20 protein-coding genes are annotated in these 21,958 nt (G+C 50.3%); 10 read left to right on the plus strand and 10 right to left on the minus strand.

Features of this window, described 5'->3' with window-relative positions; translation table 11 throughout:
- Positions 1–25 precede the first annotated feature (25 nt).
- The 4 genes from DQW12_RS06540 to DQW12_RS06555 are packed head-to-tail and all read right to left on the minus strand — an operon-like array spanning position 26 to position 5,111.
- On the minus strand, positions 26–3,241 hold the full coding sequence (locus DQW12_RS06540; protein ID WP_113907029.1) for a DUF11 domain-containing protein: 3,216 nt from the start codon (positions 3,239–3,241) through the stop codon (positions 26–28).
- Positions 3,228–3,707 (minus strand): type II secretory pathway protein, encoded by a 480-nt coding sequence (locus DQW12_RS06545; RefSeq protein WP_113907030.1) that lies wholly within the window; start codon positions 3,705–3,707, stop codon positions 3,228–3,230. Before DQW12_RS06545 ends, DQW12_RS06540 begins: the two co-directional genes overlap by 14 nt.
- Positions 3,697–4,539: a PilW family protein gene (locus tag DQW12_RS06550; RefSeq protein ID WP_113907031.1), complete on the minus strand. Its 843-nt coding sequence runs from the start codon at positions 4,537–4,539 to the stop codon at positions 3,697–3,699. Before DQW12_RS06550 ends, DQW12_RS06545 begins: the two co-directional genes overlap by 11 nt.
- Positions 4,539–5,111 (minus strand): type IV pilus modification PilV family protein, encoded by a 573-nt coding sequence (locus tag DQW12_RS06555; RefSeq protein WP_113907032.1) that lies wholly within the window; start codon positions 5,109–5,111, stop codon positions 4,539–4,541. The genes DQW12_RS06550 and DQW12_RS06555 overlap by 1 nt, the downstream gene beginning before the upstream one ends.
- Before the next feature lie 154 nt (positions 5,112–5,265).
- Between DQW12_RS06555 and DQW12_RS06560 the strand changes: the two genes are divergently transcribed.
- From DQW12_RS06560 to tldD, 9 genes are all read left to right on the plus strand, one after another.
- Positions 5,266–5,769 carry a prepilin-type N-terminal cleavage/methylation domain-containing protein gene (locus DQW12_RS06560; protein WP_157957865.1) on the plus strand — a complete coding sequence of 168 codons (504 nt, stop codon included), beginning with the start codon at positions 5,266–5,268 and terminating at the stop codon, positions 5,767–5,769.
- Positions 5,770–5,896: 127 nt separating this feature from the next.
- Positions 5,897–6,940 carry a rod shape-determining protein gene (locus DQW12_RS06565; protein ID WP_113907034.1) on the plus strand — a complete coding sequence of 348 codons (1,044 nt, stop codon included), beginning with the start codon at positions 5,897–5,899 and terminating at the stop codon, positions 6,938–6,940.
- Between the two features lie 2 nt (positions 6,941–6,942).
- Positions 6,943–7,845 carry a rod shape-determining protein MreC gene (gene mreC, locus DQW12_RS06570; RefSeq protein ID WP_113907035.1) on the plus strand — a complete coding sequence of 301 codons (903 nt, stop codon included), beginning with the start codon at positions 6,943–6,945 and terminating at the stop codon, positions 7,843–7,845.
- Complete coding sequence (mreD, locus tag DQW12_RS06575; RefSeq protein ID WP_113907036.1) at positions 7,838–8,332, plus strand: rod shape-determining protein MreD; 495 nt, start codon at positions 7,838–7,840, stop codon at positions 8,330–8,332. Before mreC ends, mreD begins: the two co-directional genes overlap by 8 nt.
- Positions 8,329–8,925, plus strand: a complete 597-nt coding sequence (locus DQW12_RS06580) for a Maf family protein (RefSeq protein ID WP_113907037.1) — start codon at positions 8,329–8,331, stop codon at positions 8,923–8,925. The genes mreD and DQW12_RS06580 overlap by 4 nt, the downstream gene beginning before the upstream one ends.
- The gene (gene rng / locus DQW12_RS06585) at positions 8,922–10,391 is read left to right on the plus strand and encodes a ribonuclease G (RefSeq protein WP_113907038.1); all 1,470 of its coding nucleotides are present in this window, start codon (positions 8,922–8,924) and stop codon (positions 10,389–10,391) included. The genes DQW12_RS06580 and rng overlap by 4 nt, the downstream gene beginning before the upstream one ends.
- Entirely contained in the window at positions 10,391–14,329 is a 3,939-nt protein-coding gene (locus DQW12_RS06590) for a YhdP family protein (protein ID WP_157957866.1), read from the plus strand. Before rng ends, DQW12_RS06590 begins: the two co-directional genes overlap by 1 nt.
- Positions 14,330–14,332: 3 nt before the next feature.
- A complete protein-coding gene (locus DQW12_RS06595; protein ID WP_113907040.1) occupies positions 14,333–15,160 on the plus strand; it encodes a carbon-nitrogen hydrolase family protein in 828 nt (275 codons plus the stop codon).
- Complete coding sequence (tldD, locus tag DQW12_RS06600; protein ID WP_370444353.1) at positions 15,147–16,619, plus strand: metalloprotease TldD; 1,473 nt, start codon at positions 15,147–15,149, stop codon at positions 16,617–16,619. The genes DQW12_RS06595 and tldD overlap by 14 nt, the downstream gene beginning before the upstream one ends.
- Before the next feature lie 7 nt (positions 16,620–16,626).
- On the opposite strand, the gene yjgA is transcribed toward tldD, so the two are convergent.
- On the minus strand, positions 16,627–17,139 hold the full coding sequence (gene yjgA / locus DQW12_RS06605) for a ribosome biogenesis factor YjgA (RefSeq protein ID WP_113907041.1): 513 nt from the start codon (positions 17,137–17,139) through the stop codon (positions 16,627–16,629).
- Between the two features lie 106 nt (positions 17,140–17,245).
- On the opposite strand from yjgA, the gene pmbA reads away from it, so the two are divergent.
- A complete protein-coding gene (pmbA, locus tag DQW12_RS06610) occupies positions 17,246–18,592 on the plus strand; it encodes a metalloprotease PmbA (protein WP_113907042.1) in 1,347 nt (448 codons plus the stop codon).
- Between the two features lie 14 nt (positions 18,593–18,606).
- Here the strand turns inward: pmbA and DQW12_RS06615 are convergent, their stop codons facing one another.
- Genes DQW12_RS06615 through DQW12_RS06635 form a run of 5 tightly spaced genes read right to left on the minus strand, consistent with a single transcriptional unit; the run spans position 18,607 to position 21,956 of the window.
- A complete protein-coding gene (locus DQW12_RS06615; RefSeq protein ID WP_113907043.1) occupies positions 18,607–18,882 on the minus strand; it encodes an HPr family phosphocarrier protein in 276 nt (91 codons plus the stop codon).
- Positions 18,869–19,726 carry an RNase adapter RapZ gene (gene rapZ, locus DQW12_RS06620; RefSeq protein ID WP_113907044.1) on the minus strand — a complete coding sequence of 286 codons (858 nt, stop codon included), beginning with the start codon at positions 19,724–19,726 and terminating at the stop codon, positions 18,869–18,871. Before rapZ ends, DQW12_RS06615 begins: the two co-directional genes overlap by 14 nt.
- Positions 19,717–20,181 (minus strand): PTS IIA-like nitrogen regulatory protein PtsN, encoded by a 465-nt coding sequence (ptsN, locus tag DQW12_RS06625; protein WP_113907045.1) that lies wholly within the window; start codon positions 20,179–20,181, stop codon positions 19,717–19,719. Before ptsN ends, rapZ begins: the two co-directional genes overlap by 10 nt.
- 6 nt (positions 20,182–20,187) lie before the next feature.
- Entirely contained in the window at positions 20,188–20,475 is a 288-nt protein-coding gene (gene hpf, locus DQW12_RS06630) for a ribosome hibernation promoting factor (protein ID WP_113907046.1), read from the minus strand.
- A 26-nt stretch (positions 20,476–20,501) separates the two neighbouring features.
- Positions 20,502–21,956 carry an RNA polymerase factor sigma-54 gene (locus DQW12_RS06635; protein ID WP_113907047.1) on the minus strand — a complete coding sequence of 485 codons (1,455 nt, stop codon included), beginning with the start codon at positions 21,954–21,956 and terminating at the stop codon, positions 20,502–20,504.
- Between the last annotated feature and the right edge of the window lie 2 nt (positions 21,957–21,958).

The raw sequence follows: 21,958 nt of genomic DNA on the forward strand, positions 1-21,958 counted from the left end.
ATATTCTTGTGTGCTTAACTTGTGTCTACCGCAGCTCTAACCAGAAAATAATACGGTCGTTGCCGCGGTATTGACCAAAGCTTGCGAATGCACGAGGGTTGTCGAATGCACCTAAAGTAGCAGGCGTGTAACTCCAATTAAATTTTAACCATGGCTGGTCGGTTGAAGATAAGGTGCTTAGGTTGTCGTCGCCGAGTATATAGCTGAATTCAAATTCGCCAATGTCGGGCGCATCCTCATTTTGCCAACTCATCGACAGGGGGGGTAGGGCCCCGTTTTGAACTGTAGTCGCTCCTCCTAAAATGGTCGGATCGGTTACAAAGGGCGATGACAAAATAGTAAATCGTAATGGGTTCAGACTGGTGTTGTCGTCATCTTCGTTTGGTACAAAACGTGTACCGTCCCAATACTCGATGTAGGCTTTAATATCTAAAACTTGGTCTTCTGGCCCGAAAATGTTCTCTAAAACAAGCCTACCGTATCGCTGCTCTGAATACTCGACATTAAACACAACGGGTTCGCAGTTCGCAGCGTTTGCATTGTTTCGTATACACACGCCATCATCGTCTATAAACCAAGCAGCATTAAGTTCTAGTGTTAAATCTACATTTGCAGGGTTGAAGGGCGCGCGTAAGTCCGTCGGAGAGCGCAGAAAAGCAAAGGTGGATTGGGTCAATACGACGTCGTGCTCATTCCCGACGATCGGCTCTAACGCGATAGTACCAACATTCGGAACTGCGCTGTTGATGTTAGGGATGCTTGCGTAATTAGCATTTGAAATTTCTGCAATAGCGGGGACTTCATAGCGAAAAAGTCCGGTACTTGTGTTGTAGTAATTGAGTGTAATGTTTCCTTGCATATTGCGAGCAATGAGAGTGGCCATGGGTTCGATGAAGTAGTCCATAGGCTGGCCCTGATAATGGAAAACGCCAGGTTGATGTGCTGAAAACTCAGGGACATTTGTACTCACCTCAAAATATGCTGGAATGAAGCGACCGATATTGGGCGACTGCCCAGATACTAATTGTGAACCTAGGTAAGCATTGTCTGTTTCGGCTTGCGCTTGAATAATTCCAACTTCACTATAGCCAGAAGTGACGTTTGCTATTCCATTTATAAAGGTGGGGCTTGGGTTGGTAAACACACCAATAGTACCGTTCCCAGGGCTTGGTAAAACCGGAGTTGCGGAAAGTGAAACTGCTACGGGTACATTTTCGTTACCAAAATTTGGTGTGATCTGGCCAAGCGCGTTTATAGCATTAATAGTAAATCCAAAACCCTCTCCGGCTCGACAAAACGCAGAAAGCCCTCCTGGCCCTGAGGCGCTAGTCACTTCATTTGAAGAGCCTACGGGACAAACAATATCGGTGAACTGGAAACTGGCTGGTCGCACAACAAAATTGTCTTCACCGACAATGACCATGCCATTGTCGTTTGTAACAGCAGAACCATTGTATGTCGCTGTAAGTTGTTTCAGTCCCGCGTCAAAGTAATCTAAGGACGCAATCGATGTAACGCCGTTACTGTCAAACGGCAAAGAAAGAATTAAGGAGCCAGTTAGGTTTTGACTGTTTAAAACAAGCGGAAGCGTTCCAGTACTTGGGTTTACGTAATCGCTAGTAAACGCGATGTCACGGGTAACATCTTGGAAAAGTGGCACGCACTGTTGACCGCCATCGAGCCCAATGGCAGACAATTGAATAGGCCCTTGTTCAATTCCGGAAATAAAATCTGGAACATCAAAGCTAAGTTCGGCTCCACTCACTGTTACTTCGCACGCGGATGTATTATTTATTGTTCCGCTATTTTTCTGACAATAAGGTGAGGATGAGTCTGATGGAACGCCAGTTTCATTTTGAGTGCTGAGAACGACAGTTTGAGGCGCGTCGCCAGCAACTCCGTTAAACGGAACGAATATATCTACCACTGTGGAACTGGAACCATTCGGAATGGAAAAGGGCACCGAGTTGGCGCCTGCAACTAAGGTTCCACTGATGCCATCGGTATATTGTACAGAGCAATTCTCGCTGAGCGCTCCGGTACAGGCAGTAATGCTAACTTCGTAACTAGAGCAGGCAGACGTTGTACCAACGTGACTTAATTGTAAGTAGCTTAAGTCACTGGCAGTCACAGAAATAGTTGCAAAATTCGTTGGATTACCAATATTTGTTTGCGCTATGTCTACCGACGCTGTGTTCGTTATATTTCCTGTAACACCGGCTCTAACTGTGGCATAGATAATTAGAGTTGCTATGCTACCTGTGGGTAATGTGGTAAAGCTCCATGTGAATGTGTTGCCTGAGATTGCGAATTGACCAAAACTTTGATTGACTCCCCCATCTAACGAGCGAATATTGCCGTCGTACGTAAGCTGCCCAGTGGGGAATATATCTGTAACAACCACATTGGTTGCTGTAACAGGACCATTGTTTGTAACAGAAATAGTGAACTCAACACTTTCGCCAGGAGCGGCTTCAGTTGTATTCGCCAATTTGACAAGGTTAACTGCGGTGTCAAACTGTTCAGCGACACTGTCGTTTCCCCCCATATTACTGGCGCCTGTTGTTGGTTGTACTGCTGAGCCATCTGGATATTCGGTGAACATATCGCCGGAGCCATCGGTAAGTCTTGAAATGTCTCTTTCGTTGGACCCTTTTTCTGTGAAAATTCCGCAACCGTCAGGCTCTAATGGTGTGACCCAATTCTGTATTCGATTATTAAAGTTCGCATAAAAGTAAAAATGATTGACCGCAAGCGGCTGATTAGCAGCAAGAGAATTGCGTAATTGATCAGCTGTTGCTCCTGCAACATAGTTGGAGCTATCCGTGAGCAAAAATTCTGCGCGTTGCGGGCTTACCGATTTTAAATCGTAGAGTAGAAATGTGCCTCGCGGGAATGTTGTCGGTGTGCTGCATAAGTTTGCAGGGCAATTATTATCGGGAACAATCGTTCCATCTGGCAATACCGCATAACCGTCAAATGCTCCTCGCCCGAGAAAAAAGCTGTCGACAAAATTGTTTTGATACCAGTGCACTTGAAAATTTAAAATGTCTGTAGGTTCATTAATATAGAGTTCTAGAAACTCTAAGTTACCTTGCCCCGCACCACCGCCAAATACCTCGTTAATTGAAACATCGAGCGCTTGTGGCGAGCATTGCATTGCTTGTTGAGCTTGTACCGCATGACTAAAAAGCGCGAAGAAAGCAAAAACAATCCCACTGAATAGCCTAAAAAATCCCATCGCTGGCCTCCAGTATGATTTGTTTTGAGTAGTTCATGGTGCCGGCGCTGCAGGTGCCTTCGGTGATTATGCGGAAATGGGTGCCGCTGAAGGGGCTGCTGAGTTCGAGTCGGTCGCAGTATACGGTGGCACTGCAGTTTACTAGGCCGGGTTGGTTGTAGGTGCCGGTGAATACTGTATTGATGGGCAGAGCGGCGGCTCTTGGCTCGCACAGGGCGCTGTTGGTGCTGCCGTTCAGTGGAAATAACTCGGTGAGGAAAGCTTCGGCGCCGCTGCGGGCGGCGGCGTAGGCGCGGGCGCCGTATACGTCGCTTACGGTGGCGCGGCTGCTGTCGTTTAAAATACGCACCATGGCAATGCCAATAATGCTCATCACCACAATAATGAATACCGCGATAACCAGCGCGCTGCCGCGTTGCTGTTTAGCAAAGCTGTGCTGTTGTGCTGCATTTCGGTTAGGGAACATTGGGAACATGTACCTCGTGTAATACTTGTAAACGTTCGCCGCTATTGGCGCGTTCAAACCGCCAATCAATTTGTACTAGATTACTACGTTGTAAGGTGGCTTCAAATACGCGAAACGGATACTGCTCTGTGTCGGTAAGGTTATTCGCAAGCTGGGTTGCCATTACTTCGCGGTTTCCTGTACTCGCGGTGAGAGCGGCGAAACTGGGCTGAGTGGGCAGTAGGCCGTAGCCGCTGAAGCGAATAATTTGCCCTTGTGCTTGGTTGTAGCACCAGCTTATCGGTTCGCTGGTGGCATAAAATCGTCGTGCTGGGCTCTCGGTGGTAAAGGCGCGTGGGGTGTCGGCGTAATCGAGTGTGATTAGGCCAGCGCTGGGCGTGTCGAGAAGTGCTGTGTCCACTTGCTTGCGCCGCGTTACATTGTTGCCATAAATAAAGCTAGCGTTGGTGGCGTACACGTACAAATAGGTGTTTAACAATTCGGTGCTGCGAATGGGTAAAATGCCAATAAAGTCATCACTGGCGGTGGGGCCGGGCCGGGGTATTTGAATGTAGTTGCTGCTGCTCACAATAGGGACAAATTCTACGCAGCGGTTTTGGTCGCTCGTTAATACGCGAATGCTGCGCGGTAGCGCGTTGCGTAACTCACTGGCAATGCGTTTAACGGCAAATCGGCTTTCGGCCACCAGTTGTTCTCGTTCGGTGGTGTCTTGGTAAATGCGTGCGCCGGTGCCAATAAAACTAAAGGTAAAGGTGCCGACAATGCCTAACAGCACAATGACCACAATGAGCTCTACGAGGGTAAAGCCTCTATTTTTACGGGTACCGAGCATTAGTAATTCCCCCGAATAGCAGAGAACACAAAGCTTTGGCCGAGTGGTGTGGTTACGGTTATTTCAATGCGTTTAAATGGTGTAACCACGGTGTCGCAGTCGCCAAGGTTATTGCTGTAGCAAACGGCTACGGCAAAGTCGAAATTGGTATAGCGGGCAGCGAGGTCGTTACCGAGGGCGTCTTCCAAGGTGGGAAAGTTCACTTCCAACAGATGGTAGTCGTCTACGTCGTTAAAGCGATCGCGCGTTTCACCGTCTGGGCCTAGAGCAGCGGGCAAAGTGCATGGGTCGGCGCCGGTTTCGCCGCAACGGAGCATGCCGCCGGTAAAGTCGCTGTTTTGATCAAAACCTTTGCTGATAATTTCGTCGAGTAAGGCTTGCCCGAGAGCGGCGGCGCGCGCTTGCAGTATAGGTTCAGCGCTGCGCTGGGCTTGCGGAAACACCAATACGCTGAGGGTAACCAGCGCAATGCCTAAGGTTACAATACCCACCACAATTTCCACCAAGGTAAAGCCGCCCTGCGCCGCCCTCGGAGCTGGTTGGTGTTTGGTTTTTTGCAACACAGGTGGCATGAATAATCCTTGCTCGCTATGAAACCGTGCAGTGGGTGTCAAATAAAGTGTATATAGTGTTCTACATACTACATTTTTTTGGTTAAACTGCACACAAGAAGTGTGAATTTTACCCAGCCATTTTTCCGTAAGTTCTATGAACGAAAGGCGCGCTATGGTCACTATAAACAACCCACAAACGGATGAGCAGGGCTTCACCTTGGTGGAGTTGATCATAGTGATCGTGATACTCGGTATTTTGGCGGTGTCGGTAGGGCCGCGTTTTTTTGGTGACCAAGCGGTGAAAGAGGCCACTTTAGCGGCGCAAAGTATTAGTTTGCTGCGTTTGCAGCAGCAGCGCGCTATGCAAGACACCTTGAACCCTTGTTATGGGGTGCAAATTAGTGCAGCCCAAGTGAGCCCGAACGACTGTGGCGCGGCGGCGAATGCGGATCGCCAGCTCGCCATACCGCCGAATGTGAATGTGGTGGTGCAGTCGCCACTGGCTGGTGCGGGGTCTAGCTTTCTGTTCAATGCGTTAGGCTGCCCAGTGTCGTCGAACCACAGCACTGTGGCGGAAGAGTGCGGGCAAGGGTCGGTGGAGTTGCAATTTAACGGCAGCGAGAACCGCAGTATTTGTGTACAAAGTCAGGGTTTTATTCGCGATGGCGTTTGTTAGGTTAAAAGAGCGCGTAAACATTTTGTATTAATGTGCCATCAAAGGCCCTCCGCGCTTGCTCCTAAGCCGCGCCCTTGCTAAAGTTAGCGGGTTTTGATAATTAGAATAACAACGGGGTTCCCTCAGTATGTTTAAGAAGCTGCGTGGCCTGTTTTCAAACGATTTATCCATCGACTTGGGAACAGCAAACACTCTCATCTATGTGAAAGATAAAGGTATTGTGCTGAACGAGCCCTCGGTTGTTGCGATTCGTCAAGATCGCGCAGGCGGCGACAAGAGCGTAGCGGCAGTTGGCCATGCGGCTAAATTAATGTTGGGCCGTACGCCAGGCAACATTAAAGCCATTCGCCCAATGAAAGATGGTGTTATTGCCGACTTCCACGTTACGGAAAAAATGCTGCAGTACTTTATTAAGCAAGTTCACGACAATAATTTCTTGCGCCCAAGCCCAATGGTACTGGTGTGTGTGCCTTATGGCGCAACTCAAGTTGAACGCCGTGCTATTCGTGAGTCTGCACTAGGTGCAGGTGCGCGCCGCGTGGTGCTTATCGACGAACCGATGGCGGCGGCAATTGGAGCTGGCCTACCGGTGTCGGAGCCAACGGGCTCAATGGTGGTGGATATTGGTGGTGGTACCACGGAAGTCGCTATTATTTCGTTAAATGGCGTGGTGTATTCTAGCTCTGTGCGGATTGGTGGCGACAAGTTCGACGAAGCCATTATTAGCTACGTGCGCCGCAACTTTGGCTCACTGATTGGCGACGCTACGGCAGAGCGTATTAAGCAAGAAATTGGTGCGGCCTTCCCGAGCGACGAGTTGCGTGAAATAGAAGTGCGCGGTCGTAATTTGGCGGAAGGGGTGCCACGTTCGTTCACTCTAACCAGTGCGGAAATTTTGGAAGCCTTGCAAGAGCCACTGATGGGCATTGTGAGTGCAGTAATGGTTGCGTTGGAGCAGTCACCGCCGGAACTGGCGTCGGACATTTCCGAGCGTGGAATGGTACTCACCGGCGGTGGTGCCTTGCTGCGTGATCTCGACCGCTTGCTAATGGAAGAAACCGGTATTCCGGTGATTGTGGCCGACGACCCACTGACATGCGTGGCTCGGGGTGGCGGAAAAGCGCTAGAGCTGATCGACGAGCATGGTGGTGATCTCTTTAGCGAAGATTAATTGTGACCACGTTATTTATACGCACGATTTCACTCCGCTTTCGCTTAACGCTAGCCCTGTTGCTAGCGTTTTTGCTTATTGTTTTAGACCACCAGCTCAATGTAATGCAAAGTACGCGAGTGGTGCTTAACTCCATTGTTAGCCCTGTGCAATACCTTGCCACAGTGCCCGAACAAACCTTCGACCGACTCAGTGAGAACTTGCAAAGCCGCCGTTCCATGCGTGCTTACATTGCTGAACTGGAAACCGATATGCTCGACATGAAAGCGCAAATGCAACGTTACCAGTTGTTGCTGCGTGAAAACGAGCGTTTGCGCAATTTGTTAGCGTCGGAGTCTTTGCAAGACAGTTTACGCATGGTGGCGGAAGTGATTGCCGTAGACTCCAATAGCTTTTCTCACCAAGTGGTTATCAACAAGGGAACTGCGCACGGCGCTTTTATTGGCCAGCCGGTACTCGACGATCAAGGCGTAGTGGGGCAAGTGGTAAGTGTAGGCTTAACGTCGGCGCGTATACTGCTTATTTCCGACCAAAACCATGCTATTCCTACGCGCTCGGAGCGCAACGGTATTCGGGTAGTGGTGCAAGGTACCGGCAATATGGAGCAGCTAGAACTTATGCATGTGCCGCATACAAGTGATTTGGTTGAAGGCGATTTATTGTTGTCGTCTGGGCTTGGGGGGGTGTTTCCAGAAGGTTACCCGGTAGCGCAGATAACCAGCATTGTGCGCGACGAAAGCTTACCCTTTGCAGAAGTGTACGCCTCGCCAGTGGCGCAATTAGACCGGTTGCGTATGTTGTTATTGCTGTGGCGTGCAGACGACGAACGACAACCGGTGTTTACGCCGTTGAGAGACGCATTGAATGCGCAGCCAAGCGACGCCGTGGAGGATACGAATGATTGATACGGCGAGTAGCTTTACTCAGCGTGGAGTGATTTTTCTTACCTTAGTCATTGCCCTAACATTAGCGTTGATCCCGATGTCGGTAGGTTTAGCACCGTGGCGGCCGGACTGGCCATTAATGATTATGCTTTACTGGGTGCTCGCTTTACCGCACCGGGTGAGCATTGGCATTACCTTTTTGTTTGGGGTGGCGGTTGATATTTTACTAGGCTCTACCTTTGGCATTCATGCCGGCGTATATGCATTGGTGGCCTATTTTATTGCCCGCCATTACCAACGTATTCGCAACTTTTCGTTGGTACACCAAGCACTGCTGATTGGGTTTCTGATTGGTCTTGAACGCTCGCTGGTTTTTCTGCTTGAATATTATTTGAACGACGCGCAGTTAGCACCCACTTACTTCTGGCCAGTTTTGAGTTCGGCGGTAATGTGGCCGTGGTTGTTTTTAATTCTGCGCAAAATAAGACGTCGGTTCGCAATGAAATGAAATCTTTATGTTTGGCTTCTGCCTCCCCGCGCCGGCGCGAATTGCTCGCCTTACTCGGTGTCGAGTTCAATGTATTACCGGTTGATATTCCAGAGTTTCCTCACCCGCAAGAGCGCGCTGCCGATTATGTTCAGCGGTTGGCGTTCGAAAAAGCCATGGCCGGTTTAGCGCGTTCGGGGGCCGATGTGGCACTGGGCTCCGACACCATTGTGGTTTGTGACGGCGATATTTTGGAAAAGCCTGAAAATAAACAACACTATTTGCGTATGCTGTCGCGCCTTTCGGGACGTGAGCACCAAGTTTTAACAGCTGTAAGTGTGGTGAGTAACGCGCAGCAGTACACTGAATTGATGGTTACAAAAGTGAATTTTCGACCACTTTTGGCGTCTGACCTAGAATGGTATTGGCAAACGGGTGAGCCGCTCGACAAAGCCGGTGGCTATGGTATTCAAGGCAAAGCTGCACGCTTTGTTTGCAGTATAAATGGCAGTTATACGGCGGTTGTGGGTTTGCCGTTGTGCGAAACCGAAGCCTTATTAGAGCGCGTGGGCATTGTAGCAACCTCATCGAAGGTAAGCGGAGAAACGAAATGACGGCAGAAATACTTGTAAACGTAACGCCGAGTGAAACCCGTGTTGCCGTGGTTGAGAATGGCATTTTGCATGAGGTTCATATTGAACGTGAAGCGCGCCGCGGTTTGGTGGGTAATGTTTACATGGGCAAGGTGAGCCGGGTGCTACCTGGCATGCAGGCGGCTTTTGTCGATATTGGCTTGGAGAAAGCTGCTTTTTTACACGCCTCCGACATTCTAACTAAGATTGATCATGAAGAAGAACTGAGCCGTGAGCAGGTGCCGGTAAAAGACATTTCGCAATTGGTACGGCAAGGCCAGCATATTATGGTGCAAGTGGTGAAAGACCCGCTTGGCACTAAAGGTGCGCGGCTGACCACCGACGTGACCATTCCCTCGCGCTATCTAGTGCTAATGCCGCGCTCTGAGCAAGTTGGCGTGTCGCAACGCATAGACACGGAAGATGAGCGCGACCGCTTAAGAACAATTGCCGCAGCGCAGGCCGACAATGAAGTTGGCTTTATTGTGCGAACGGCGGCAGAAAAGGCTGAAGAGGCGGAGCTCATTCAAGACGCCGAGTTTTTAAAGCGTTTATGGAAGAAAATCCAAGAGCGTAAGAAAACCAAAGCCAAAGGCGGCATGTTGTACCAAGACCTAAACCTTGCGGCACGGGTTCTGCGCGACATGGTAGGCGTTGAAATAGAGCGCATTCGGGTAGACTCGCGCCTTGCCCACCAGCAACTGAAGGAGTTTGTGGAAGAGTTTATTCCCGACTTAACCCATAAAGTTGAAATTTACGAGGGCGACCGCCCTATTTTTGACTTGTTCGACGTTGAAAATGAAATTCAACGTGCGCTTGATCGCCGTGTAACATTGAAGTCGGGTGGTAGTTTGATTATTGATCAAACGGAAGCCATGACCACTATCGACATTAACACCGGTGCTTTTGTGGGGCACCGCAATCTTGAAGACACTATTTTCAATACCAATGTTGAAGCTACCCAAGCAATTGCTCGCCAGTTAAGGCTACGGAACTTGGGCGGTATTATTATTGTCGACTTTATTGATATGCAAAATGAAGATCACAAACGCCGCGTGTTACACAGCCTTGAAGTGGCACTTGCCAAAGATCGCGCCCGTACGAGCATTAGCGGTTTTACCTCATTGGGCCTCGTGGAGCTTACTCGCAAGCGCACGCGCGAGAGTATAGAGCATGTGTTGTGTTCGGAGTGCCCCGTGTGTAAAGGCCGCGGCACGATGAAAACTGTAGAAACCGTGTGTTACGAAATTATGCGTGAAATTGTACGGGTGAACCGCGCTTACGACGCCGACCAATTTGTGGTGTATGCCTCAAACGAGGTGTCTGAACGTTTGCTAAACGACGAGTCGCATGCACTTGCAGAGCTTGAAGTGTTTGTCGGCAAACAGGTGAAAGTGAAAACAGAGCCCATGTATCACCAAGAACAATTCGACGTGGTAATGATGTAGTGAAGTTTTGGCGGCTGCTCGGATACATAATCAACAAACTGTGGCTCACTTTAGCCGTAGTGGTGGTGATTGCTGCGGTGCTACTTTCTGCCGCGCGGTTTGCCTTGCCGCACCTTGATCATTTCCGTGCAGACATTGAAACCTGGGTTGAGCAAAATTATGGCCAGCAAGTACGCATTGGTGGTTTAGACGCAGCGTGGAGCTCGCGCGGGCCTGTGTTAGTGCTCGAAGAGCTAGCGGTTTTAACGGAAGACGATGTACCGGTTAATTTTGAAATTGGCCGCACCGAATTGCGGGTGTCTTTTTGGTCGTCTTTGGTAGAGCGCGCATGGGTATTTGAAACCTTTGTACTCGACGACGTGAGTATCGATTTTTTTGCCTCGGGTAGCGGTAACTTGCCCGAGCAGCCCTTTATTGACGCTATTGAACACCTCTTGTTGCGGCAACTTGAGCATTTTCAGGTACGTAACAGCGAAGTGCGCATTCATAGCACCGATGGATCTACGCGCACTATTTTGGTTGACAACTTGCGGTGGTTGAACCGAAACGGGAAGCGGCAAGCGACCGGCCAATTGCAAGTCCCCGACGTAACTGCGAACCAACTCAACTTTATTGCCGAAATTAACAATGCCGACTTGGACGCACTGAGTGGCAGTTTGTATTTAGAAGCCATGCGCCTCGACATTTCTCCTTGGCTGGAACAGCTTACGTCTACCGCGCAAATTGAACGGGCGGAATTTAACGTGCGGGGGTGGGTGGACTTTGAGCAAGGGCAATTTATTAGCGGCCAAGCGCATTTCGACGAGAATTTTTTAGAATGGCGACGTGGTGATGACCGGCATCGACTCTCCACCAGCCCAACCACTTGGGTACTTGAGCCACAAGAAAATGGTTGGTTAATGAACTCCATGCCAATTCGCATTGACATTGACGGCATGGAATGGCCCGTTGATGGTATTCGTTGGGATTATCTGAACCGTCGACATCGGTGGAACTTCGACAACATTAAAATTCTCGACATGGGGCCTGTGTGGAGCCTGTTTGGGTCGCCAGGCGAAGAAGTGCGAAGCTGGTCGGCAGGTTTGCAACCGCAAGGTACGCTCTCGGCGTTTGAGGTTCAGCTTACACCTGAACGCGAGCTGCAGTTTTACATTTCTGCTGACGATTTGAGCTGGCAACCGCACGTGGGTATTCCGGGTGTTTCTGGCCTAAACTTTGAAATGTGGAGCAATCGCAACGCGGGCCGTTTTGAAGTGTCTGGCGAGCAAGTGTCGTTGTATTCGCCGCGCACATACACCGATGCACAGCAACTTTCGGAGTTGTATTGGCAGGGCTATTGGGAGCGCAGCGCAAGTGGCTGGACTATTCGTATGCCGGAAGCGCGTTTTAGCCTGCCCGACGCGAAGGTGGTGCAGAGTTTTCGGCTCGACGGCGGCGGGCAAGGTTCGCCTCGGTTAGAGTGGTCAATTGCCGACAGCGGAAGTGCAATGAACGCGTTCGACGCTTTGGCACTGATTCCCTTGCAACTTGGTGAGGATTTAGCAAACTATTTGGTAGACGCTGTGCAAGGTGGTGAAATATCTTCGTTGAATATGATCTGGCGTGGTCGATTAGCCGATTTTCCTTATCGTTCGGGCGAAGGTATCTTTCAAGCGCGCACCGAAATTGAAGACTTAGAATTTAAGTTCAGGCCGGATTGGCCTGCGTTAAGTGCCAACAAAGCCGTCATTCTATTCGAAAACGATATTCTGCAAATACAAAGTGAAGGCGCTGAAGTTGCCGGTGTGGCTGCAACCTCACTTAGCGCTGAATTTCCCGACATGCTCACGCCCAATCGCTGGCTGCATATTCGCGCCCAAACTGAGGCTGAAGCAGCACAAGTGAAGGCGCTCTTTGACCAAAGCCCACTGGCGAACTCGGTCGGTGCTGCGCTTGAACAGGTCACCGTAGCCGGCGCTATTGCAGGCGAATTCCAGCTGGATATTCCGTTATTCCGTGATGGTAAACTGCGTGCTTTTGGCAGTGCCCGGTTACGCAACCAAACTCTAACCATTGCCGCTATTCAAACTCAATTGAACAATGTGTCGGGCACCTTAAACTTCGACAACGCGAATATTCAATTTAACAGTGAAAACGCCTTGTATCGCGGCTTGCCCGTTTCGTTCGAGGTTACGGGTGGCTTGCTCACGCCACCCCTAGCTGAGGGCTCTGCCACAACTGCAACACCTCCCGGTTACGAAGTGAATGTTGCTTTTAATGGCATAAACAATAGCCAACAGGTTCAACAGGCTTTTCCGTCTGCAACGTGGCTCGACCAAGTGCAGGGTGAACTAGCCACTCAAGGCTCGTTCGTGTTAACGCTGCCGGGCGAAGGATTTACCTACAGCGCGAATGTACGTAGCGATTTAACTGCGCTGGAAAGTAGTTTACCGCTGCCGTTCGGCAAAGCGCCGGGCGAAATATGGTTTTGGAATACGGAAATAACGGGTGACGAGCAACGGCTGCTCCTTACCACCGGAGTGAACGAACAGTTTCGTGCAAAAGCCTACTTGCCGATTGGCGAACAGCAATTTCAGTCGGTGTGGGTGGGCCTTGGTAACGCACTAGAACCGAGTGAACCACTCGCTGTAGGCCTAGAGCTAGGTGTTGCCCTGTCGGAGTTTCGGTATGCCGAATGGCGACCTTTGTTGGGGCTACAAACTCCGGAAAGCGTGAATACCGAACCTACTTCAGGATTGGGTATTCCGGCATTGAATAAGCTTACTTTCGATATTGAGAGCGTTCAGCTCTTTGGGCAAAACTTCACTGAAGTAAAAGGTGAATTAGCGCAGGGCAATAATCCCGAGCAGGGCTGGCAGGGTGAAGTGAATGCGGCGCAAACACGCCTTACAGTAGAGCGGGCAACCTATAGCGACGCAACCTTGATAACCGCCGACTTTCTTGAGCTTGAACGTTTTGAAAAAGAGCATTTAACCGCTGCTGAGGATGAGTCGAGTAATAGCGAGCAGAACACCGTTAATCGGCTAGCACGTTTACCTCCCTTTGAATTTGTGTGCCGCATTTGCCGTTATGACGGGCGCGATCTAGGCCGGGTGACTTTGGGAATTGACCCACGTTTGGAGCAGGATCAGCTGCGTCATATTCGTTTGCTGCGTTCGGGCACTCGGCTTGAATTGAGTGGCGGCTGGGGTACTGATAACAACCAATTGAGTAGCTATTTAAAAGGCCAATTTAATAGCAATAACATTAGCGCTTTGCTGCAGGAATGGGGGTTTAATTCTGTGGTGCGCGACTCCAGTGCGAAAGTTGATGTGGATTTGCAATGGTTGGGCGCACCGCTCGACGTAGAGGTCGCAAATTTGAACGGAACGGTTAAAAGTGAGTTAGGCGCTGGGTATTTACGCGACGTGAGTGACGGCGGTGCGCGCTTGTTCTCGATTTTAAGCCTCGACAGTTTAGTGCGAAAACTCACGCTCGATTTTCGCGATATTTTTGCCCGTGGAATGTTCTTTTCGAGCTTTAATGGCAACTTCAAGTTGAACAATGGGGTGGTGTCGACCGACAACACCCAAATGATTGGTTCGGCCGGTGACCTTGAGGTACGGGGAACCACCGACTTAGTTGGCCAAGGCTTGAACTACCAGCTCACTTATACCCCGAAGGTAACTTCAAGTTTGCCAATTCTGTTAGCCTGGATGGTGAATCCGCCAAGTGGTATCGCGGCTTTGGTTATTGACCGCATGCTGTACGATGCGAAAGTGATCTCGCGTTTGCAGTATCAGGTAACCGGAACGATTGACGACCCTGTTATTTCGGAGGTTCAGCGTGACGCCCGTGACGTAGAAATTCCAGAAGAAGAACTTGAGCGTATTCAACAAAGCGTGCAGCCACCTGTTTTACCAGAGCCAGAGCAAGAGCCAGAGCAAGAAGGAGGTTAGTTGATGGCTACTGTAACCTTATTGCAGTTTACCAGTGCTGCCGATTGGCCACAGAATCAGGCTACCTTGCAGCGTTTGTTTGCCCAGTTACCCGCAGAACGCCCCCAATTGGTGCTCATTCCAGAAGCTTTCTCGCATTTTGGCGCTGGAGAGTCGGCACTTGGCCGTTATGCAGAAGCCGAGGGCAGTGGCGAGGTGCAGCAGTTTATTGCGCAGCTGGCGCGAACCTATAACGTTTGGGTAGTGGCCGGCACCATTCCGGTGCAAGCAGGCGAACGTTATGCTGCTGCGTCTTTGCTTTATAACGCGAACGGCGCGCAAGTCGCGCGTTATGATAAAATACATTTGTTCGACGCAGCCGTGAATGACGGCACAAAAACCTACCAAGAGTCGCGCTACACTCGGCCGGGGAATCGTCTTGTGGTGGTTGAAACACCCTTGGGTAAGCTTGGGCTAGCAGTATGTTATGATTTGCGCTTTCCAGAACTCTTTCGCGCGCTTCGAGCACAAGGTGCTGAGCTTATTGCACTGCCTTCGGCCTTTACTCGGGTTACGGGAGCCGCGCATTGGCAGCCGCTGATACAAGCCCGAGCCATCGAAAATCAAGTTTATATGTTGGCGCCAGACCAAGAAGGCAAGCATGCCGACGGTCGGGAAACCTGGGGCCATTCGATGATCGTAGACCCTTGGGGGCGAGTAGTGAATGAACTGGAAGCGGGTGAAGGCCTTGTTTCAGCAACACTCGACTTAAATGCTTTACACGCGCTGCGGGAAAAAATGCCTGTGCAGCAACATAACCAATTTGAGGTGAAATTCATTGAGCCTGAATGACATTACGAACGGCGCGCAACGGCAAGTGACTGATTTGCTGCTAACGCGCAATAACATGAACGCAGCGTCTTTAGAGCGAGGATTAAAAACCCTGTACAGCTCGGCGATAGACTTTGCCGACATTTACTTGCAGCACAGTGTGCATGAAGCATGGGCGCTGGAAGACGGTATTGTAAAGAGTGGTAGCTATACCATTGAAGCGGGTTTAGGCATTCGTGCTATTACCGGAGAGAAAACGGGTTTTGCCTATGCCGACAGTATTTCCGAACAGTCGTTGTTGGACGCGGCCAATGCGGCGCGCGGTATTACACAACAAGGGCAAGACAAAAGCGTACGTATTTTAACCCCAACCGTGCATGCGCCACTTTATGTGGCCGACGACCCTTTGGCGAGTTTGTCGGAAGCAAAGAAAATCGAATTACTGCAGCGTATGGATAAACATGCACGCAAGCTCGATCCGCGGGTATGCGAAGTTGCGGTGAGTTTAACCGGTGTTTGGGAACATATTTTAGTGGCTGCAACCGACGGTACCTTTACCACGGATATTCGCCCCTTGGTGCGTTTGAATTGCACTGTGTTAGTGGAACAAAACGGGCGCCGAGAGCGAGGCAGTTCCGGCGGTGGTGGGCGAATGGATTACCACTATTTTATGGCGCCTGAAGTGGGCGACAAACCGCGTTATTTGGCTTATGTGGAAGAAGCCGTACGGCAAGCTTTGGTTATGCTCGAAGCGCGCCCTGCGCCTGCCGGCACACTGCCGGTGGTGCTCGGTGCAGGCTGGCCTGGCGTTTTACTACACGAAGCGGTTGGTCATGGGTTAGAGGGTGACTTTAACCGCAAGGGCGCTTCAGCCTACTCGGGTATGATGGGCGAAATGGTGGCGGCAAAAGGCTGCACCATTGTTGACGACGGCACTTTGGCGAACCGTCGCGGCTCGTTATCGGTGGACGACGAGGGTACCCAAACCGGCAACAATGTATTGATTGAGAATGGCCGTTTGGTGGGTTACATGCAAGACAAAATGAATGCTCGGCTGATGGGGGTGAATCCTACCGGTAACGGACGGCGTGAGTCGTACGCCCATCTACCGATGCCGCGCATGACCAATACTTATATGCTGGGTGGCGACCACACCCGTGACGAAATTATAGCCTCAGTGCAGTATGGCATTTATGCGCCGCAATTTTCGGGAGGGCAAGTGGACATTACTTCCGGTAAATTTGTATTCAGTGCGTCGGAAGCCTACTTGATTGAAAATGGGAAAATTACCGCACCCTTAAAAGGTGCGACGTTGATTGGCAATGGCCCAGACGCCATGCGCCGCGTGTCGATGGTTGGTAATGATCTAGAACTCGACAGCGGTATTGGTGTGTGCGGTAAAGACGGCCAGAGTGTGCCCGTAGGTGTCGGCCAGCCGACCTTGAAAATCGACGGCATGACCGTGGGTGGCACCGACTAAAAAACAGCTATTGGCTTGCGAGCTCGCGCAAATACTTAAAGAGCTCGCGAAATGCTGCTGGAGGCTTATTCAGCTCGCGTTGTTTGCGCGCGGTACGAATCAGTTGGCGTAGGTGTTGACGGTCGGCATGAGGCCATTCGTCAACAACGGCTTGAATGCAGTCGTCGCCTTCTTCCATGAGCCGGTCGCGCCATTTTTCAAGGGCGTGAAATTGCTGTTGCTCATGTAAGTGAGCTCGTTCGCGCTCGGCCAACGCCTCAAAAATGGGTTCGGGGTCGCTGTTGCGAAGTAGCTTGCCGATGTACTGAATTTGGCGCTTAAAGCCCACATGCTTGTTGCGAATTTTACGCGCAAGGGTAATGGCTTCAAGGATATGACCGTCGATAGGCAATTCAGCAACTTGGCTCGGTGGCATGTCAACGAGCTTGGCGCCAAGGTCGGTAATAGCGTGCACTTCGCGTTTACGCGCTGACTTATTTAGACGGGAATCGTCGTCTTCAAAAAATTCGTCCTGGGACATGATTATATTCCGTGGCTAACATGAACGTTCAAGTTCTGTAGTTTATCAGGAAAGCACTTGAGAGTGTTATGGTTGTGAAAACAGGAAGCAAAGCAGAGAGGCTTTTGTGATTAGTAGTAAAGAACAATTACACCAAGATGTAGAAAGAGCGCAGAGCGCTGTTTCTGAAGCACTAAAACTGGCCAAGAAACGCGGCGCCACAGCGGCTGAATGCGCGTTAAACTATAGCCGTGGGTTGTCGGTAAGCACGCGTATGGCCGATATTGAAACCGTTGAGTTTAACCAAGACGGCGGGTTAGGTATTACGGTTTATCGGGGCCAACAAAAAGGCAGCGCAAGTACTGCTGATTTATCACCGCAGGCGGTGGCCGCTACCGTAGAGAAAGCCTGTGAAATAGCACGCTGGACCGAAGCCGATCCGTACGCTGGGCTAGCAGCCGCAGAGTTAATGGCAAAAGACTACGCAGACCCAGAGTTGTTTTATCCTGCCGACCAAAGCCCTGAATTTGCAAGTGAGCAAGCACTTACTTGCGAGCGTGCAATGCTGAATGCCGACGAGCGTATTGTAAACAGCGACGGGGCGAGTTATGCCAGCCATTGTGGTTTTCGTATGTACGGCAACTCCCACGGTTTTTTGGGCCACTATTTAAGTTCTCGTAATAGTTTAAGCTGTATGCCTATTGCAAAACAGGGCGATCGCATGGAACGGGATTATGCGTATACCTTGGCGCGTAAACAAAGTGATTTAGTGGCGCCTGAGTTGGTGGCAAAAGAGGCCGTTGAGGCGACCGTGGCACGTTTGGGTGCGCGCCGACTCGCGACCACCAATGCACCGGTTATTTTTCATCGCGACATTGCCCATGGTTTGATTGGCCATTTAGTCGCAGCTATCAGCAGTGGGAATTTGTATCGAAAAACCAGTTTTTTGCTCGACCAGCTTGGCCAACAAGTGTTGCCCGACAGTTTCAATATTTTTGAAGACCCGATGATTAAAGGTGGCTTGGCGTCCACGCCGTTTGATCACGAGGGCATTGCCACACAGCCACGGCAAATCATTCGTAACGGCGTGTTGGAAACTTATTTACTCACCAGCTACGCCGCACGTCGGCTCAAAATGGAGCCCACTGGCCATGCTGGTGGTATTCATAATTGGCTGGTGGAACACGGTACTGACGACTTTGCCGCACTCTGTAAACGTATGGGCACCGGCCTTGTGGTCACTGAATTAATGGGCCAAGGGGTAAATATGGTTACTGGCGACTATAGCCGCGGCGCTGCAGGGTTCTGGGTGGAAGGAGGCGAAATTCAGTTTCCTGTTACCGAGGTTACCATAGCCGGCAACTTGAAAGACATGCTGCGGTCAATTGTTGCGGTAGGCAACGATGTTGACCATCGCCATGGCGTGCAAACTGGCTCTATTTTGTTAGCGCAAATGAAAATAGCGGGTGAATAAGGAGAACGAGGAGGCTAGGCTTCCTCGTCGAATTTAGCTTCAATAAGCTGCTCTACGGCGTTGAGGGCAGCTTCTGCTTCTGGGCCTGTGGTGAGTATGTCGATTTGCCGCCCCTGCTGGCTCGCTAGCAGCATTAAACACATCACGCTACTTGCGTCCACTTCTTTGCCATCTTGGCGAATTTTAATACTGGCGTCGAACTGGTGACACAGTTTCGCTAGCTTTGTAGCGGCGCGTGCATGTAAACCCAGTTTGTTGCGAATGGTTACGGTACGGCTAAGATTTGGCATGCTTTGCCTCGAGCTCTCTGTGTTTAACTTTAAGCGACTGAATACGGTCTTGGAAGCGTTTGCCGAGCTCTTCGGCAATGTAAACAGACCTGTGCTGGCCCCCAGTGCAACCAATCGCGATGGTTAAATAGCTGCGATTACTGCGTTCAAAGTACGGTAGCCACGTGTCGATAAAGGTTTCGACTTGGTGAATAAACTTGGTAATCAACGGCTGGCCCGCTAAATAATGGGCAACGGGTTCGTCGAGCCCGGTGTAGGGCTTTAACTCCGGCACCCAATGCGGGTTCGGCAGGATACGAGCGTCGAACACAGTGTCGGCGTTGGCCGGCAAACCATATTTAAAACCGAAGGATAAAAAGCTTAAAATGAGCGTATTGGTTTTATGCCCCAGCACATGCTCGCGCACTAACTCACTCAGTTCATGAACGCTCATCGTACTGGAGTCGATTCGCCATGTGGCACGCGCTATTAAGGGCTCTAATACTTTGCTTTCTAACGCTATTGCGTCGGGTAGCGACGTTTCAAGGTAAGACAATGGGTGCACACGCCGGGTTTCACCGTAGCGGCGCAGCAGCACGTCGAGCTGCGCGTCGATAAAAAATATTTCAGGCTTTACTTGGTCGGGTAAAAAGTCCAGTGCGTCGGCAAGTGCTGCGTCGTCTTCGGGTACGTTACGTACGTCAACACTTACAGCAACCGACTCGTAGTCGCTGACTGAGTGAATAAGAGCCGGAAGTAAGGGTAACGGGAGGTTGTCGACACAGTAGAAACCGAGATCTTCAAGTACCCGAAGGGCGATTGTTTTGCCTGAGCCAGAACGACCACTGACAATTATTAGCTGCATGTGGCGTCGCTTTCTAGAAACTGGTGGTAGAGTTCGTCGACTGTTTTGGCGGCCCTTAATTTACGGCAGCAGTCTCTATTATTGAGCTTTTGCGCAACCGCTTGTAAGGTTTTTAAGTGCGCTTCTGGCTCGTTTTCAGGTACCAACAAAGCAAAAATAATATCAACCGGTTGGTTGTCAATGGCTTCAAAGTCGATAGCCGACTCGAGTGTTATAAGCACTGCTACAGGATGGCTGGCATTCGACAAACGGCCATGTGGAATGGCAATACCTAAACCAATGCCGGTGCTTCCTAAACGCTCTCGTTGTAAGAGGCTGTCGAATACATCGTCGCGACTAACGCCACCCAACTTAGGGGCGACCATGTGCGCAATGAGTTCTAAAATTTTCTTTTTGCTTGTTTCTTGGACTGCACAACGTGTGCAGTCCAAGCTGAGAATGTCACGGAGTTCCATACTCACCTAGTGTTGTTTAAGTTTCTCTTTATGCTTAATCACTTGCCGATCAAGTTTGTCGATTAAGCCGTCGATGGCGGCATACATATCGCTATGTTCTGAGGTTGCAAACACCTCGCCACCGTTCAAGTGCAGGGTAGCTTCCGCTTTTTGAATGAGTTTTTCAACATTTAGAATCACATGAACATTATTAATGTGGTCGAAATGGCGTTCGAGCTTCGCAAATTTGTTGTCTACGTAGTCGCGTAGCGCTTCTGTAATTTCAATATGATGGCCTGTCAGATTAATTTGCATAGTGCTTCTTCCTTATGTTGCCTGAGTTACAATAGACTTTTGCGTTGATTGGAAGGCGGGATATTTAATGCTTCCCGGTACTTCGCAATAGTACGCCTTGCCACTTGAATTCCCTGCTCGGCCATAAGTTCGGCTATTTTGCTGTCGCTCAATGGCTTTGCGGGATTCTCTGCCGCTACCAACTTTCGAACCAAGGCTCGAATGGCGGTAGAGGAACATTCGCCGCCGTCTTCCGTGCTGACGTGGCTTGAGAAAAAATACTTCAACTCATAAATGCCGCGCGGCGTATGCATGAATTTTTGTGTAGTCACTCGTGACACGGTGGATTCATGCATCTCTATACTTTCTGCGACATCATTTAACACCATTGGTTTCATTGCTTCTTCGCCATACTCAAAGAATGCCTGTTGCCGCTGAACAATACAATTAGCAACCTTTAATAAAGTTTCATTTCGGCTTTCTAAGCTTTTAATAAACCAACGGGCGTCTTGTACGTGTTGTTTAATGTACTGGCTGTCTTCTGCGTTGCGAGCATTGCGCGAAAGTGCGGCGTATTCTTCGTTTACTCTCACCTTCGGCAACGCGTCTGGATTAAGCTCTACTACCCAACGGCCGTTGCGTTTGGTGACCGACACGTCTGGGATTACATATTCCGAGTCATGATGAATAAAGTCTTCGCCAGGGCGAGGTTGCAGTTCGTGAATGAGTTTCATCACCTCGCGCAGTTCGTCTTCTTTCAGTTTCGTTTTACGCGCGAGGGTACGGTAATCGCGGTTGCCAAGTAAGCTTAAGTGGTGCTTTAGAATGTCGCGGGTCTCGGCTAAATAGGGCGTGTTTTCGGGGCGGTGGCTTAGCTGAATAAGTAAGCATTCACCTACGTCGCGCGCGCCAACTCCTAATGGGTCGAAATGTTGAATGCGTTTAAGCACTACTGCCACTTCGTCGAGCTCAATGTCGGGGTCGTCGCGTTGCACCGCTAGTAGAATATCTTCTAATGGTTGGGTTAGATAACCGGCGTCGTCAATGGCGTCGATAATGGTTTCGGCAATGGCTTCGTCGGTGGGACTGAAATGTGACAAACGCATTTGCCAGAGTAAATAGTCTTGCAGGCTTTCGCTGGTTTCGCCTTGGTAAACGTAGTCTTCGTCGGTGGCGACGCCGGCAGCACCCCCTGTTCGCGAACTCGACCCTGCCGACCAGGTGTCGTCCCAGGTGGAGTCAACGGGCAGGTCGTCGGGCATGTCATTGCTGGCCATGGCGTCTGAGGTTTCCATGGTGCTGGTGTCTTTTTCACGAACTTGTGGCTCGTCTGGAGTGCCGTCGTATTCTTCTGCAACCTCCAATAGCGGGTTGGAATCGAGGGCGTCTTGAATTTCTTGCTGAAGATCCATCGACGACAGCTGGAGAAGACGAATCGCCTGCTGCAGCTGGGGCGTCATTGTAAGTTGTTGACCAAATTTTAGCTGCAGGCTTTGTTTCATAT

Origin of the sequence: Aliidiomarina celeris (genome assembly GCF_003316875.1) — a bacterium.
In the GTDB taxonomy this organism is placed as follows: domain Bacteria; phylum Pseudomonadota; class Gammaproteobacteria; order Enterobacterales; family Alteromonadaceae; genus Aliidiomarina; species Aliidiomarina celeris.